Origin of the sequence: Pseudomonas sp. 58 R 3 (assembly GCF_900006605.1) — a bacterium.
Taxonomy (GTDB): Bacteria; Pseudomonadota; Gammaproteobacteria; order Pseudomonadales; family Pseudomonadaceae; genus Aquipseudomonas; species Aquipseudomonas salomonii.
In genome coordinates, this window is the sequence record NZ_CVTT01000058.1 from 52,379 (window position 1) to 67,011 (window position 14,633).

Here is a 14,633-nt window from a genome sequence, read left to right on the forward strand (position 1 = left end):
TCGGTCACTTCTCGCAAATGGCTTCCCATTTTTCGACGGACAGTGGCCCGCGAATGGTTTGTTGCACAAGCGTTGACGCCTTAGAAGACTCGAAGCGGTAAGCACAGCCCGCCGGCAGCAAGCATTGATGGCCGCGCGCCAAGAGGATGTAGCCCATAGGCTTTCCTTTGGGCGATTCACCAGCCAACCGTGTGCCGTCACCTTCCTGCACTGCTACGTCAAGCTTGAGAAAATCGACTCGTACTTCTCCGTCGAGGGAAATGACGCACTCGTCGTGAGAGCAGGTGTACCAAGGGGAAACACCTTCAGCGCGAATGGTCTCGATTACGTACTCCATGTTCAGCCCCACGACGACTTTTTCGTAGGGCGCTGATTTACTGGCGACGTCGAACACGTTAGAAAAGGCGTAGTGGCGGGCATCACCCTGGATGATCTCGATCGAACCCTTTTGATGGTTTTCGAGCGAACCGAACGAGGTGGAAAAGGCTGTGTACATGGGGGATCACCTTTCTTGTTTTTTTGGAGCGACAGCCCAAGGCTACGGCAGCCCGACCAGCACAACAATTAGGCGTCTAGCGACAACAGTGTTTGTCAATCGCGAACAATAACTCTCCTCTGACACGTATCTTCGACTCGAAATCGCAGGTGGATCCACGGTCCGTGCTGTTGCGCTTCAAGAACTATCGAGGCTAGATTCCGCAAATGCGCCGATATTTTTGGAGTGCCAGAACGGCTTGGATTGACAGACTTTATCTACCTAATCGGGTGAAATTGTGGACCATTTACTCAGCATTGAGGCTTTCGTGCGTGTTGCGGAAGCCAACAGTTTCATCAAGGCGGCTCAACAGCTTGGCGTAACGCGGTCGGTCATCAGTCACCGTGTCCAGCAGCTTGAAGCGTTCATCAACGCGCCCCTTTTTCACCGCAGTACTCGCCATGTGCGACTTTCCGAGGTAGGCCAAGATTATTACAAGGAATGCTCGGAAACAGTAGCTCACCTCCATTCGCTGACTGAGCGTATGCGCGACTCCCACACCGGCCCAAGCGGGAAGCTACGGATCCAAGTGCTTCCTGGATTCGCTGCTCAATTCAGCATCTTGTTGTCTGAGTTCACGGAACTCTATCCCGATTTGGAAATGGACGTGGTAGTGAACGACAAAGTCGCGGACCCCATTGAGGATGGTCTGGACGTCGCGCTCCAGATCTTTAGTCCGATGGCTGAGACGCTTATCGAACGCAAGCTGTTTAGCGTCCGTCGTCTCTTTTGCGCATCTCCCGTTTATCTCGCCCGAAACGGTTTTCCAGTTCACCCCAGCGATTTGCTACATCATCGAATAATGCTTTATGAGGGTTACCCGACTCGTAACAAATGGGCCTTCAAACGGGGGAACGAGGAACTGGAGATCAGTCTGTTTGGGCATGTGCGTTCGACGTCTGTCCACCTGCTACGAGACTGCGCACGGATGGGTTCAGGAATCGCGTGTCTGCCCACGCTGGTCGCCACTGAAGATCTGGTTGCCGGCAACCTCGTTCCTGTTCTCACAGACTACACGCTCAGCTCTTTCAATTTATCAGCAGTTTATCCGGCGACTCACAGGCGAGCGCTTAAGGTCCAGCGCCTGCTCGATTTCCTCGTCAATCGGATCACGGACGAGCCGGCCTGGGATCGACCGCTGATTCAGAGGGGATGGCTCGCGGCTGACACCTGATAGACCCGCATATTTGGCTTACCCGCTTCCTAATGACTGATCGATAAGTGTCGGTAACAAGATCATTCGTAGTCCGCTTCTGAACCTGGCGTCTTCAGCTGCGAGTGCCGTGAATCGCGATACGAAGGGTCGGGTTGCCCAGAGATTGTTCACGGGCAGCTGATTTTTGAACGGAGTATTTGGATGTTTTCGCAAGACGCGCGGAGTAGTTCAGGCGCGTAGGGGATGCGGAATCGGGAAAGTTTTATTTGCTCGAGTTTAAAATTCCACATTGGGAATGGTCACGACAGCAACCATCCATGAATGGGATTCTGGCTGATTGCTGCCTGTTCCAGTCGAAGGTTTCGACCTGCCGCCCTTTCCGGCTTTTGAAGCCGTCTGCTCTAAGCTCTTGGGTTTTATATAGGTTGCATACCAACGTACTTGATATTGGTCCGAGCATCCGCTTATGGCCGGCTTATGCCGGTCACGGACACGCCGCGGGCTCGTCCAGCATGGAGTGCAGAGGATGGCGGACATTTCTTCGTGGAAATGACCTGCCCACTTCGTCTTGGGCTTGGCCGCGTAAAAGCCTATCTCTGCGTCTAAAGAAATATAGGGGTTTGGTCAGCTGCGCCGACTGCAGCCTAAGATCTGCCATCGGTAGGTCATCCTTGCTCGATAGCGCTCAAGCATGAACCAGGGATGGACCATATGTTGATCTTTGCGTATACGTGAAGAGTATAGGTGACGCCACGCATCGGTCAGGCCAATCTCGTTGCGGGCAACTCCTACAGCTCAGCCAATAGTGTTTTTAACCCGTTTACCGACCACGGGCGGCTAACCATTCTTTCATGAGGGCGCCATCCCTTGTCATTTCTTCACGCAAGGATTGTACTTCGCTCACTGTAAAAAATGAGCCCGCGCGACGGCTGTCTTCGGTCAGGCTCGATGATTCGAGTATGACCAGTCTTGATAGTGTTTCTCGCATGGTTAGAACGCCCAGCGGGACATTCAGCGATATTTTGGTAAGCATGTGGGCCCCTCCGTGCGAAATCATATAAATTAGCGATGGGCGGTCGTTTTGCTTATACAACTTTCAAATGCCGAGCGCGTTGTAGTATATGCATTTTTCCAGCTTAAGTTACTCAATGTCTGACGCTAACTCGGGTGTGTAATAGCGCTTCCCTGTAACTAGGTACGAGTCTAGGCTTCCATGTTCTTCACTGTGGCATTGCGAAAACTTCCAAAGTTTTTCCATCTGCCATGACGGAGTTCCATTCACGTAGGGCGGGGTGACTATCATCACATCGGTTACAGAAAGTTCGTTTGAGGCGCTACAGATCACCGTGGCCAGAACAGCTGGATCCATTGTTTGTAGCATCGTCCGAGATGTGTATCCATCGCTATGACGGGTTAGAGTGATGTAAAACCATGGCGCATGCATCGAGTGCTCCACGTAGCGCCAGTGCAGGCCTTCCGCACCTAATGCAGAAAGATCGACGTACGCTTCCTGTCGTGTCATATACATAGCGTTGACCTCAAAAAAGACCACTATAGATTGTAGTCCTATAGTGGTCTATGGGGCTTGATCATCCATTTTGCGTGGTGCGCGAAATGGAGCTAAAGCAAGCGTTTGGTCAGGCACTTAGGCTGCTGAGAACTTCCAAGAGGCTGACCCAGGAGGACTTTTCAAGCATCAGCAGTCGGACATATCTGAGCACCCTTGAGCGCGGTCTCAAATGCCCCACTTTGGAAAAGCTCGAAGGGCTGGCATCGGTCATGGAGGTCCATCCTTTAAGCGTCCTAGCGGCTGCTTATCAGATCAAGGGCGATGACGGCGGCCTCGACTCTTTGTTAGCACGCATACGGGCGGAGGTTAGCTCTTCAGCCCTTGGATCTAAATAGCTCGGCTCTCCCTGTCGAGTGAGCCTCTCTCTTTTTTGTATTTCGGGATTCGCTGATCGCTAAAATGAGGGCTTAGCGCCGGCGGTCGCCTAGGAAAAACTTAGCGCAGTTTACTGGATCATCTGACCACTACAATGTGGCTGAAGGTCCAAGCTGAGCTCCACGCCTTCGAGCTAACGCCACGAAGGCGGCAGTGGGACAAGATCAGTTTGTAAAGGTAGCCTTTACGTCGTTTTGAATCACGGTGATTTTCCTGAAAAAAAGATTTACCCAATGCACCGGTTCTTTACATTTTTCAGCTCGTTTGGTTGTGCTCAGTGCGCAATAGCTAGCATAATTTGGTGTATTCAGAGGCTATTGTTTCTGTACTCCCAATCTTATGTGAACTACCGTTCTAAGGTCCCAGGCCCGGAACGAGCAAAACCCCCGCAGGCGAAAGCCTCGGGGGTTTTTTAATGCCTGCAATCAGGCGTCCGTCGCGGCCGCTGTGACCACCATCTCCTTGAACCTGCGCAAGACCTCCGAGCCGTCACCAATACGCGTGGCCAAATGCAACGGCGCCACCAGGCTCTGGCACTCGGTCAGCTCGCGATAAACAATGCCATCGCCGCGCAGCCGCTGCATGGAGGCTGGCACGATAGAGACCCCAAGCCCTGCGGCCACAAGACTCAAGGTCGCCGTCATGCGGGGCGCTTCCTGCACCACCTGCGGGCTGAACCCGGCTTCACGGCAGGCCACCAGAATGGCGTCATACAAACCCAACCCCACGCGCCGGCGATAGAGCACAAAAGCCTCATCAGCCAATGCTGCCAAGGGTAACGGCTGCCCCGCATCGAGTGCCAAGGGATGATCGGTCGGCAGGGCCAGCAGCATGGGCTCCACCAGGATAGGTTCGTCCTGTAACTGTTGCGTGCCACTGAGCGGGGAGCGGATAAACGCGGCATCCAGCTTTTCCTGCACCAACGCGTCCAGCAGCTCGCCGGTTCCTGCTTCCTCCAGTATCACCGAGACACCCACAAAGGCCTCGCGAAACCGCCGCAGCACGCTGGGCACAAACGGGTGCAATGCCGCCGAGCTGGTAAAGCCGATGGCGAGTCGGCCTCGTTCACCCCGGGCGGCACGGCGTACCACGTCGGTAACACCTTCGGCTCGGGCCAAAATATCTCGGGCCTCATCCAACAATGCCAGGCCCGCCGTGGTTGGGCGCACACCTCGGGGCAGGCGCTCCATCAGCACCACGCCCAATTGCGTTTCAAGACTTTGCAGCAAGCGCGTCAAGGGTGGTTGCTGCATGCCCAGGCGTTCCGCGGCGCGGGTGATGTAGCCTTCCTCGGCAATGGCCACGAAGGCTCTCAGCTGGCGAAGCTCCAACATAAGGATACTTTCAAGGTATGGGAGGTTGCCAATCCTGGCATTTGTTCTCATGGTTCACAAGATTTAGGCTGTGGCCACCTCTAACAAAGAAGGAAAGCCGCGATGACCTGGTCTGCCAAGCAATACATGATGTTTGAACAGCAACGCACCCGTCCGGTCCGTGACTTGGTTGCGGCTATTGCGAATGGCGATGTCCGTAGCGCCGTCGACCTGGGATGCGGCCCCGGCAATTCAACTGAAATATTGGCCGAGCGTTTCCCGCAGGCGCACATTACGGGCATGGACAGCTCTGACGACATGCTGGTTGACGCCCGCAAGCGCCTGCCGCAACTGAATTTCGAGCTGGCAGACATCGGCGCCTGGAGGCCGTCGCAAAAATACGATGTGATCCTCGCCAACGCCTCCCTGCAATGGCTGCCGAACCACGCCACGCTCTACCCGCATCTGGTCGACCAGCTGACACCTGGCGGCACCCTCGCCATACAAACCCCGGACAACCTTGACGAACCGGCCCACCGGCTGGCCCGCGAAGTGGCGGCAGATGGCCCGTGGGCGGCCAAGATCGGTGCGGTCAAACACAACGAGCGGCACACCGCGAGTTACTACTACGAATTGCTGAGCAAACATTGCAGCACTGTCGACGTATGGCGCACCACCTATCAACACCCGCTGGCCGATCACGCGGCGGTGGTGGAGTGGTTCAAGGCGTCGGCATTGCGGCCGTTTCTTGCGCCGTTGACCGACAGCGAAAAAACCGCATTCCTGCAGCAATACCAGGCACGTATCACCCAGGCTTACCCAGCCCTGGCTGATGGCACTGTGTTGCTGCCTTTTCCACGCCTGTTCATCATCGCTACGCGCTGAAGGCAAGCAAGCGGAGGTCACTGCGCCGCCGCTTGCGCCTTCAAGTATTCATCCGTCGAGACCACGCTGGCATACCCAAAAGCCAGCGATGCCATATAAGCGCCATGCACCTGCGCGGCCGCAATCACCTGGCCATTGAATGCCTGGTCGCGGGTCGCGCAGGCGTCGTGAATCAGCGTGACGTTGTAGCCAAGGTCCGCCGCAGCCCGCACCACGGCGTCGATGCACATATGGCTCATGTTGCCGACCACCACCACGTCAGTGATGGCGCGTTGTTCCAGCACGCTGCGCAGGTTTGTGCCGCGAAACGCGTTCACAAAGTGTTTAAGCACCACCGGCTCGTTGCCCTGGTTCAGCACCTTGGCATGCAGGTGCGCGCCCTCGGAGCCTGGCGTGAAGAAGGGCGCGTCTTCGCTGGTGAATTCATGGCGCACATGGATGATGGCGTCGCCCGCCTGGCGGAACGCCTGCAGCACCTGCGCGGCCTTGTCCGCCGCGGCTTCCACGCCATCGAGCGGCCACTTGCCTGCGGGGAAATAATCGTTCTGGATATCGATGAGGATGAGCGCTTGCTTGGCCATGGGCGTCCTTATGATGGTTGGCAGTGCCTTGCATCTTAGCTGGCCCGTCGCCATCCACGCAGCTGCTTTGATGGCGGCGTCGTGCAGAACACCGTCCGTTTAAACCCCTGTCGTGCAGAATAAAACAGGCCTAGTGCCATCGCTGGGTCAGTAACTGTTTGATTTAACGGCCATCCTCCCCAGCCTTGCCTTGGCGTGATCCATGCAACCTTTCTCACACACACATGGCAGGATCGCCAAGGGGGACGCATGACCCCGATTCAACGCAAAAAAATCGTAGTCGCTCACTCCACACGACAAGGGGCGCCGCAGCATGAAGTCGAAACCAATCGCGCCCTCGCGCGCTGGCTGGCGCAGATCCTTGGGCTAAAATTCGGCGGCAGCTATGACCCGCAGTTACACGACGGTCTCGACTTATATGTCTTGCCCACCCAAACCCTGGTCGGCCCCGATCAAGCGCGGCCGCTCAATATCAAAGGGCCGGAAGATCTGTGGGGCGGTTATGTCGATCACGCTTTCATCTGTACCAAAGCGATCACCCACGGCCTGCTAAGTCCTGACGCCAAGGCGCCTGAAGGCTGGTCGCCAGCGTTCTGTGAGCGTGTGCGCACGGTGGTTCTCGACGGGCTCAGCGTGTTTGCCCTTGAAGACGCATTGCCTGCCGCCACGCGCCTGCTCTACAGCGGGCCGATTCGCATGAAACCGGTGCATGCCTGTGCCGGACGCGGCCAGCAAGTTATCCACAGCCTCGACGCATTCGAGGCTGTGCTGGCGCGGCCCGAAGCGGCGCAGCTGTTCAACGATGGCGTAGTGCTGGAGCAGGATCTGCACGACGTCACCACCCACAGTGTGGGCCAGAGCTTTATCGGCGATCACTTGATCAGCTACTGCGGCGAGCAATTCCTCACCCAGGATGGGCACGGCGAAGAGGTTTACGGCGGCTCGACCTTGCTGGTGGTGCCCGGTGGTTATGACGACCTGCTTAAGCTCGATGTGCCCGACGATGTGCGCGAAGCCATCCAGCAAGCCCAGGTTTTCGACAGCGCCGCCGATGAGGCCTACCCTGGTTTCTATGCCTCGCGGCGCAATTACGACATCGCTCAAGGCCTGGACAGTGACGGCCAACGTCGTAGCGGCGTACTCGAACAATCCTGGCGCATGGGCGGGGCCAGCAGCGCGGAAGTCGCGGCGCTGCAAAGCTTCATCAATAACCCCGGCCTGCGGGCCATTAATGTGTCCTCGGTGGAGACCTATGTGGACCAACCGCTGCCTGAGCACGCCATTGAGGTGTATCGCGGCCCGGCCGAAAACAGCGACTTTCTTCTCAAGTATGTGACGGTTAAATCTTATGACGGCTAGAAGCGAAAGCATTGCGATCGATATCGACGACGAACAGATGAGCGGCACCTTCCTGAGTCCAAAATCCAAAGTCCCCGGCGTGTTGTTTGTGCACGGCTGGGGCGGCAGCCAGGAACGCGACCTTGAGCGCGCCAAAGGCATCGCGGGCTTGGGCTGCGTGTGCCTGACCTTCGACCTGCGCGGCCACGCCGGCACCGGCATTCCCTTGTCCCGCGTCACCCGTGAAGACAACCTGCGCGACTTGCTGGCGGCCTACGATCGCCTGCTCTCACACCCTGCCATCGACACCTCGGCCGTGGCCGTGGTGGGCACCAGTTATGGCGGCTATCTGGCGGCGATTCTCACTTCATTGCGCCCGGTACGCTGGTTGGCGCTGCGCGTGCCGGCGCTGTACCGCGACCAGGAGTGGCTCAAGCCCAAGCGCGACCTGGATAAGGCCGACCTGATGGATTATCGCAGCACCCTGGTGCACGCCGAGACCAATCGCGCCCTGCATGCCTGCGCCAAGTTCAGTGGTGATGTGTTGATCGTCGAGTCGGAAACCGACGACCACGTGCCCCATGCCACCATCATGAGCTACCGCGCGGCGTGCCAGCACACCCATTCGCTGACCCATCGGATCATCGATGGTGCCGACCACTCGCTGAGCGACCCGGTGTCGCAGCAGGCCTACACCTCGATCCTGGTGGACTGGATAACCGAGATGGTGGTGGGGGAGCGGTTGAGCATTATTCAATCACGCTGATGCAGTGCACTTTAGGCCGCTTTCGCGAGCAAGCCCGCTCCCACAGGTGACCCTATTTCAAGGATGTACTCGGTCGAATGTGGGAGCGGGCTTGCTCGCGAAGGCGCCAGACCAATCACCCCATCTTCAAGCCGGTGTCTTCTTGACCCGCAACGCTTTGGCCTTGGCCTCCACCGCCAGGTACATCACCAACGCCACCAGCAGCGGCAAAATAAAGTAGATCGCCCGGTAGGCAATCAGCCCTGCGAGCAAGCTGCCCCGCGATGCCTCATGCTGCATCAGCGCGATAAACACTGCCTCCAGCACACCGAGCCCGGCGGGGATATGGGTGATCACCCCGGCAATCGCGCTGATCAGCAGCACGCCCAATACCAGCGGGTAGTCCAGCTTGGCGGGCAGCAACGTAAAGATCACCGCCGCCATTAACGACCAGTTCAACGCACCCAGCGCCAGCTGCAAACAGGCCATGCGCAACGACGGCAAGTTGATCTCGATGCCCTTGACCGACCACGCGCGTTTCCTGGCAAACCGGCACGCCGCCAGGTAGCCCAGGCTGGCCAGCACCAACAGCGCGCCAATGCCTTGCAACGCGCCGCTGCTGACCTTCCAGCCCGGCGGCATGGTCACCAACCCACTGCTGAACACCACGCCGGCCACGGCCATATAGCCAAACCAGTTGGTGGCCAGGCTCAGCCCAAGAATCTTGGCGATATTGCTGGTACTGACCCCGAGCCGCGAATACAGCCGATAGCGCATGGCAATGCCGCCGACCCATGCGCTCAGGTTGAGGTTGAAGGCATAGCTGATGATCCCCACCGGCAGGATCTGCTTCCAGCGCAAATCCTGGCGAATATAAGTGCGGCCGATCAGGTCGAAGCTGGCGTAGACGAGGAAGCTGCAAAGCGTCAGCCCACCGGCGATCAACAGCGTGCGCAGCTTGAAGTCCGCCAGCGTCTGCAGCACTTCGCTCCAGTCGATGCGCCGCGCGAGCAGGGTGAACAGCACAATCAGCAGTACAAAGAACGCGATCGTCAGCGGTTTTTTCCAGCGCTTGAACCGCGATCCGCCGCTTTCAGTGGTCATGGGCCTGGCTCTCGAATGGCTTGAGGCGCGGTTTGTGTGCCGGCAGCCAACCCGTCAGGGCGGGGAAGTGCCGCATGACATGGAACACCAAAAAGCCCACGGTCAATCGCCATAACCACAGGCGCGGCTTGCGCTTTTCCGGCATGGTCTTGCAATGATTGCGCGCCAGTGTTTCCAGGCTTTCGTACAGCTGATGATTGAACGCGCGGTCACGAATCAGCACATTGGCTTCGAGGTTCAGCGACAGGCTCAAGGGGTCCAGGTTGCTCGAACCCACGGTGCTCCAGTCGTCATCCACCAAGGCCACTTTGCCGTGCAACGGGCGCTGGCAATACTCGTGAATCACCACGCCATCCTTGAGCAGATAGTCATACAGCATGCGCGCCGCGAGCTTGGCCAGCAGCACATCGGGCTGGCCCTGCATGATCAGTTGCACCTGCACGCCACGCCGCGCGGCATTGCGGATTTCACGCAGCAGGCGGTAGCCGGGGAAGAAGTAGGCGTTGGCAATCACCGCGCGTTTTTGTGCCTTGCTCAAGGCGTGTATATAGGCTTCTTCAATGTCATCACGGTGTTGCAGGTTATCGCGGTAAATCAGGCGCACCAGGCCGTCGTCGGTGTGCGTCGGCCATGGCGATGGCCGTTGCTGGCGCCGTCGCCAGCCGCGTCGCGTGCGCACCTGGCGGCCGCTTTGGGCGAGGGCGAAATGATGCAGGTCCGCCACGGCCGGGCCGCTCACCTGCACGGCATAATCCTGCTTGGCTTCGGGGCCGAAATCACTCAGGTGGTCGGCGGAAAAATTGATTCCGCCGATAAACGCCACGGCGGCGTCCACCACCACGATCTTGCGGTGCAGGCGACGGAACCAGTTGGTGCGAATGCCCACCAGCTTCGCTGCCGGGTCAAACATTTGCACCGCCACCCCGGCCTCGGCCAGATCACTGAGAAAGGCTGGGCTCAGTTCGCCGCAGCCAAAGCCGTCGAGGCTGACGATCACCTTTACTCCGCGCTGCGCCGCCTCGATCAGGATGCCTTGCAGTTCATGCCCAACCTTGTCTTCGAACAGAATAAAGGTTTCCAGCAGGATCTCCCGCTGCGCCTGGCGCATGGCCTCGAAGACGGCGGGAAAGTACGCCTCGCCGTTCTCCAGCAGCTCAATGCGGTTGCCCGGCTGCCAGCCGTAATCCAGGTCGCGGGCCTTGGCATCATCCGGCGGCTGGTCGGTGGCGATGTGTTCCACGGCGACATTCATAGCTCAATCTCCACCGACAACGGCACGTGGTCTGACAGGTGAGACCACGGCCGCGTCGTCAGCGCCTTGGGGTTATGAACCTTGAGGTTACGCACATAGATACGATCCAAGGGCAGCAAGGGCAGGCGCGCCGGAAAGGTGCGCGCCGGTTTGCCATGGGCTTCGATAAACACCTCCCTGAGCCCGCTTTGGCTCAGGTCGGCCTTCTGGCGCCAGTCATTGAAATCACCGGCGACGATCAGCGCCGCGTCAGCCGGAATCTCGGCGATGCGCTGCTCCAGTAACCGCAATTGCTGCTGGCGATGCACTTCGCGCAGGCCCAGGTGCATGCAGATCGCGTGCACCTCTTGGCCGCTGCCCGGCAAGCGCAGCACGCAATGCAGCAGGCCCCGGCTTTCATGGCCGCTCTGGGAAATGTCGAGGTTGTCGTAGCGGATGATCTGGAATTTGGACAGCAACGCGTTGCCGTGGTCGCCATGGGGGTAGACCGCGTTGCGGCCGTAGGCGAACTGCGGCCAGATGCTGTCGGCGAGGAACTCATACTGCGGCATCTTCGGCCAGTCGCTGTAGCGCTGTGGGTGCCGCTCATGGGTGCCGTGGATTTCCTGCAGGAACACCATGTCCGCGCCCACGCTGCGCACCGCCTCACGCAACTCGGGCAGGATGAAACGTCGGTTCAACGCGGTGAAACCCTTATGAATATTGACCGTCAGCACGGTGAAGCGGGTGATGGCGGTGCTGGGCGTAACGGGCACCCAGTCGGCAATCGCAGCCATGATCGCTCCTGTGGATAAGTAAAGGGTCAGGCCTGTGTTATTGGCTGACTGCGGCGGTTGGGTGAAAGTTTCGAGTGACCTACAGGCGGTGCGGTTAACCGATCGTTCCCACGCTCCGCGTGGTAACGCAGCCCGGGACCCTCCGCGCCCCTTGGACGCAGAGCGTCCGTAGATGCATTCCCACACAGAGCGTGGGAACGATCAGCGCTCAAACCCGTCAGTTCCTTACAGACCCTGCTGAAGGAGCCCGGTGTTTTGCTGAATCTAAAGACTGCATTACTGCTGGTCGCGCTGTTGGTGTGTGGCAATGGCGCGCTGCAAGCCGCGGCCGCGGCGCCTGCGGCCGCTGAGGCTCCCGCCAAGCCGGAGTTGCTGGTCGAAGGTGGCTTGCTCGGCGCCATCAGCTCCAGCATTGACGATGTGCAAGATAAGCTCGACCTTAACCAGAACCTCATCGACGCCTGGCGCTTGCGCGCCGACCGAGCGGCGGATGAAGTCGGGCGGCTGGTCGATCAAACCGCGCAACGTTCGCCGTGGAGCGTGGCCGGGGACTTCCTGTTGCTGTCCGGGGTGTGGGTCGGCGCCTTTGCGGCACTCACACTGCTGGGGCGCTTTAGCGTGCAGCGCCTCAGTCGGCGGCGTTTCGTTGCACCGCGCGAGCGTCTGCAAGGCGTACTGGGCTACGTGGTGCCCTACACGATCCCGGCCCTGATCTGCCTGCCGCTGACGCTGTATGTCAGCCATTTTTTACCCAGTTCCGTAGGCCGTGCGCTGGCGCTGTGTTTTGCCTATGCCACCAGCAGCGGCATCTTCTCCACGTCGATGCTGTTGTGCGTCATCGTCATGTTCAACGTCGGTCATAAACGCCCGGCCGTGCAGATTATTCGCAACTATTGCCCCAAGCCGCTGTTCCTGATCGGCTTTCTCGCCGCCCTCAGCGATGCCCTGACCAGCCCGCAAATCGCGCGCCAGTTGGGCGGCAATATCACCAGCAGCATCGCGGTGTTTACCGGCCTGTTCGCAGCGGTGATTTTCGGCGTGCTGGTGGTGCGCCTGCGTCGTCCGGTCGCGCATTTGATCCGCAACCGGCCGTTGGCCCAGCGTCTCAAACACCCGGCGCTGCAGCAATCGCTACGGGTATTCTCCGGGCTCTGGTATTGGCCGATTCTGTTGATGGTGCTGGTCTCGGCGATCAACCTGATCGGCGCTGGCGATGACAACCAGAAGGCCCTGCGTTGCGCGCTGTTCACCACGATTCTGTTGATCGGCACGGTGTTTCTCAGCACGGTGTTGCAACACCTGTTCAAGTCCCGCAGCCAGGTGGCGATCCAGCGCAGCAGCGCCTACAAGGAGCGCTTCCTCAGCCTGCTGCACGCAATATTGCGCATCGCCATGGCCATCGCGTTTATCGAAGTCCTCGGGCGTATCTGGGGTGTGTCGCTGTTCGAATTTGCCCAGCGTAACTCGGTGGGCCGGGCGATCAGCGATTCCCTCAGCAGCATCGGCCTGATCCTGCTGGTGACCTGGCTGTTCTGGGTGGTGCTCGACACGGCAATCCAGGAGGCGTTGAAACCGCCGGTGAATAAACGCTCCAGCCGCCAGCCCAGCACACGGGTCAAAACCATCCTGCCGTTGCTGCGCAATGCGGTGAAAATCGTGCTGGTGGTGATCTGCGCGATCACCACCATGGCCAACCTGGGCATCAATGTCGCGCCACTGCTGGCCGGTGCCGGTGTGGTCGGCCTGGCCATCGGTTTTGGCTCCCAGCAGTTGGTGCAGGACGTGATCACCGGCCTGTTCATCATCATTGAAGACACGCTGTCGATCGGCGATTGGGTAGTGCTCGACTCCGGCCATGCCGGCACCGTGGAAGGCTTGACCATCCGCACCCTGCGCCTGCGTGACGGCAAGGGTTTTGTGCACTCGGTGCCGTTCGGGCAGATCAAGGCGGTCACTAACCAGTCGCGGCAGTTTGCCTATGCGTTCTTCTCGGTGCAGTTCACATACGACACCGATGTGGACAAGGCAGTGGATCTGATTCGTGAGGCCGGGCAGTCGATCCGTGATGACGTGTTCCTCAAGTACAACCTGCAAGGCCCCCTGGAAGTGTTCGGGGTCGACAAGATGGACCTCAACGGCGTGGTGCTGACGGCGCAGTTCCGAACCGTGTCGGGCGGGCAATATGCGGTGAGCCGGGCATTTAACCAGCGCCTGAAAAAGCTTGTGGATAACTGTGATGAGGTGCACTTCGCGCAAACTTATCCACAGCAGGTTTGGCTGCCCAAGCGTTCGGCGCATGTGGATGAGGCGGGTGAAGAGGTGCCGGGACCTGTGGTGTTGACCGAGCAGCCGCGTACCCAGTGATTGATGTTGTCTGGGCTGACGCCTTCGCGAGCAAGCCCGCTCCCACATTTGATTGTGTTCATAGATCAACATGTGGGAGCGGGCTTGCTCGCGAATAGGCCGTTAAAGTCACCATCCCTTTCAGCGCCTGATCAACTTCTCCTGCACCGCCTGCAAATCCTCCTCCAGCAACACCTGCTGCTTACCCGCAACCATCACCGCCGCCGGCAAGCCATCGCGATACACAATTCGATTGCCGCTCACCGCCGGCACTTTGCTGCCCGGCAGCAAGGTGCCCACCAGATTTAATGGGTCAGCCCCGCACACCGCGATCAAGCTGCCGTCATGCGGCCGGCGTCTTACCTCACGCAGCAACGGAATCGCCTCCGGCAACGCAAACTGTTCCCCCGCCAAACCACTCACAAACCGCCCGCCGCGAATCTCGCCCCGCGCCTCCAGGCGATGGAGGGTGCGCAGCAATTCGCGCCAGCTTGGCAGCCAGTCGGCTTCCCGCTCCAGCAACCGCCAGAACACCACGCCATAACGGCGCAGCAGGGTCATGGCCACATGCTCCAGGGTCTCGGCCGAATGCGGGCCGGCGGCGGTGGGCGCGCGGCGTACCAGGGCCCAGCGCCCGGCGTCATCCATGCCGCCGATAAA

General features: G+C 59.0%; 13 protein-coding genes and 1 pseudogene. 6 read left to right on the plus strand and 8 right to left on the minus strand.

Features of this window, described 5'->3' with window-relative positions; all coding sequences use genetic code 11:
- Positions 1-4: 4 nt before the first annotated feature.
- Positions 5-496, minus strand: a complete 492-nt coding sequence (locus BFP92_RS16565; RefSeq protein WP_065930329.1) for a cupin domain-containing protein — start codon at positions 494-496, stop codon at positions 5-7.
- Between the two features lie 277 nt (positions 497-773).
- Here BFP92_RS16565 and BFP92_RS16570 point away from each other — a divergent pair, with 277 nt between their 5' ends.
- The gene (locus BFP92_RS16570) at positions 774-1,709 is read left to right on the plus strand and encodes a LysR family transcriptional regulator (RefSeq protein ID WP_065930330.1); all 936 of its coding nucleotides are present in this window, start codon (positions 774-776) and stop codon (positions 1,707-1,709) included.
- A gap of 802 nt (positions 1,710-2,511) precedes the next feature.
- Here the strand turns inward: BFP92_RS16570 and BFP92_RS31285 are convergent.
- Positions 2,512-2,724, minus strand: a complete 213-nt coding sequence (locus BFP92_RS31285; protein ID WP_139114078.1) for a hypothetical protein — start codon at positions 2,722-2,724, stop codon at positions 2,512-2,514.
- Positions 2,725-3,305: 581 nt separating this feature from the next.
- Here BFP92_RS31285 and BFP92_RS16575 point away from each other — a divergent pair.
- A complete protein-coding gene (locus BFP92_RS16575) occupies positions 3,306-3,596 on the plus strand; it encodes a helix-turn-helix domain-containing protein (RefSeq protein WP_065930331.1) in 291 nt (96 codons plus the stop codon).
- 465 nt (positions 3,597-4,061) lie between these two features.
- Here BFP92_RS16575 and BFP92_RS16580 read toward each other — a convergent pair whose 3' ends face one another.
- Positions 4,062-4,970, minus strand: a complete 909-nt coding sequence (locus BFP92_RS16580) for a LysR family transcriptional regulator (RefSeq protein WP_065930332.1) — start codon at positions 4,968-4,970, stop codon at positions 4,062-4,064.
- 102 nt (positions 4,971-5,072) lie between these two features.
- On the opposite strand from BFP92_RS16580, the gene tam reads away from it, so the two are divergent.
- The gene (gene tam / locus BFP92_RS16585; RefSeq protein WP_065930333.1) at positions 5,073-5,834 is read left to right on the plus strand and encodes a trans-aconitate 2-methyltransferase; all 762 of its coding nucleotides are present in this window, start codon (positions 5,073-5,075) and stop codon (positions 5,832-5,834) included.
- Positions 5,835-5,851: 17 nt separating this feature from the next.
- Here tam and BFP92_RS16590 read toward each other — a convergent pair whose 3' ends face one another.
- The gene (locus BFP92_RS16590) at positions 5,852-6,415 is read right to left on the minus strand and encodes a cysteine hydrolase family protein (protein ID WP_065930334.1); all 564 of its coding nucleotides are present in this window, start codon (positions 6,413-6,415) and stop codon (positions 5,852-5,854) included.
- Between the two features lie 249 nt (positions 6,416-6,664).
- Between BFP92_RS16590 and BFP92_RS16595 the strand changes: the two genes are divergently transcribed.
- Entirely contained in the window at positions 6,665-7,774 is a 1,110-nt protein-coding gene (locus tag BFP92_RS16595) for a DUF3182 family protein (RefSeq protein WP_065930335.1), read from the plus strand.
- Entirely contained in the window at positions 7,764-8,519 is a 756-nt protein-coding gene (locus BFP92_RS16600; protein WP_065930336.1) for an alpha/beta hydrolase family protein, read from the plus strand. The genes BFP92_RS16595 and BFP92_RS16600 overlap by 11 nt, the downstream gene beginning before the upstream one ends.
- Positions 8,520-8,645: 126 nt before the next feature.
- On the opposite strand, the gene BFP92_RS16605 is transcribed toward BFP92_RS16600, so the two are convergent.
- From BFP92_RS16605 to BFP92_RS16615, 3 genes are read right to left on the minus strand one after another with little or no spacing between them, the layout of a single operon-like run.
- Positions 8,646-9,602 carry a lysylphosphatidylglycerol synthase domain-containing protein gene (locus BFP92_RS16605; protein ID WP_065930337.1) on the minus strand — a complete coding sequence of 319 codons (957 nt, stop codon included), beginning with the start codon at positions 9,600-9,602 and terminating at the stop codon, positions 8,646-8,648.
- Positions 9,592-10,854: a cardiolipin synthase ClsB gene (gene clsB, locus BFP92_RS16610; RefSeq protein ID WP_065930338.1), complete on the minus strand. Its 1,263-nt coding sequence runs from the start codon at positions 10,852-10,854 to the stop codon at positions 9,592-9,594. The genes BFP92_RS16605 and clsB overlap by 11 nt, the downstream gene beginning before the upstream one ends.
- Positions 10,851-11,630 carry an endonuclease/exonuclease/phosphatase family protein gene (locus BFP92_RS16615; RefSeq protein WP_065930339.1) on the minus strand — a complete coding sequence of 260 codons (780 nt, stop codon included), beginning with the start codon at positions 11,628-11,630 and terminating at the stop codon, positions 10,851-10,853. Before BFP92_RS16615 ends, clsB begins: the two co-directional genes overlap by 4 nt.
- A 255-nt stretch (positions 11,631-11,885) precedes the next feature.
- On the opposite strand from BFP92_RS16615, the gene BFP92_RS16620 reads away from it, so the two are divergent.
- Positions 11,886-13,994: a mechanosensitive ion channel family protein gene (locus BFP92_RS16620; RefSeq protein WP_065930340.1), complete on the plus strand. Its 2,109-nt coding sequence runs from the start codon at positions 11,886-11,888 to the stop codon at positions 13,992-13,994.
- Between the two features lie 120 nt (positions 13,995-14,114).
- Here the strand turns inward: BFP92_RS16620 and BFP92_RS16625 are convergent.
- Positions 14,115-14,633 (minus strand): annotated as a pseudogene (locus tag BFP92_RS16625) (ATP-dependent DNA helicase); the annotation flags it as partial.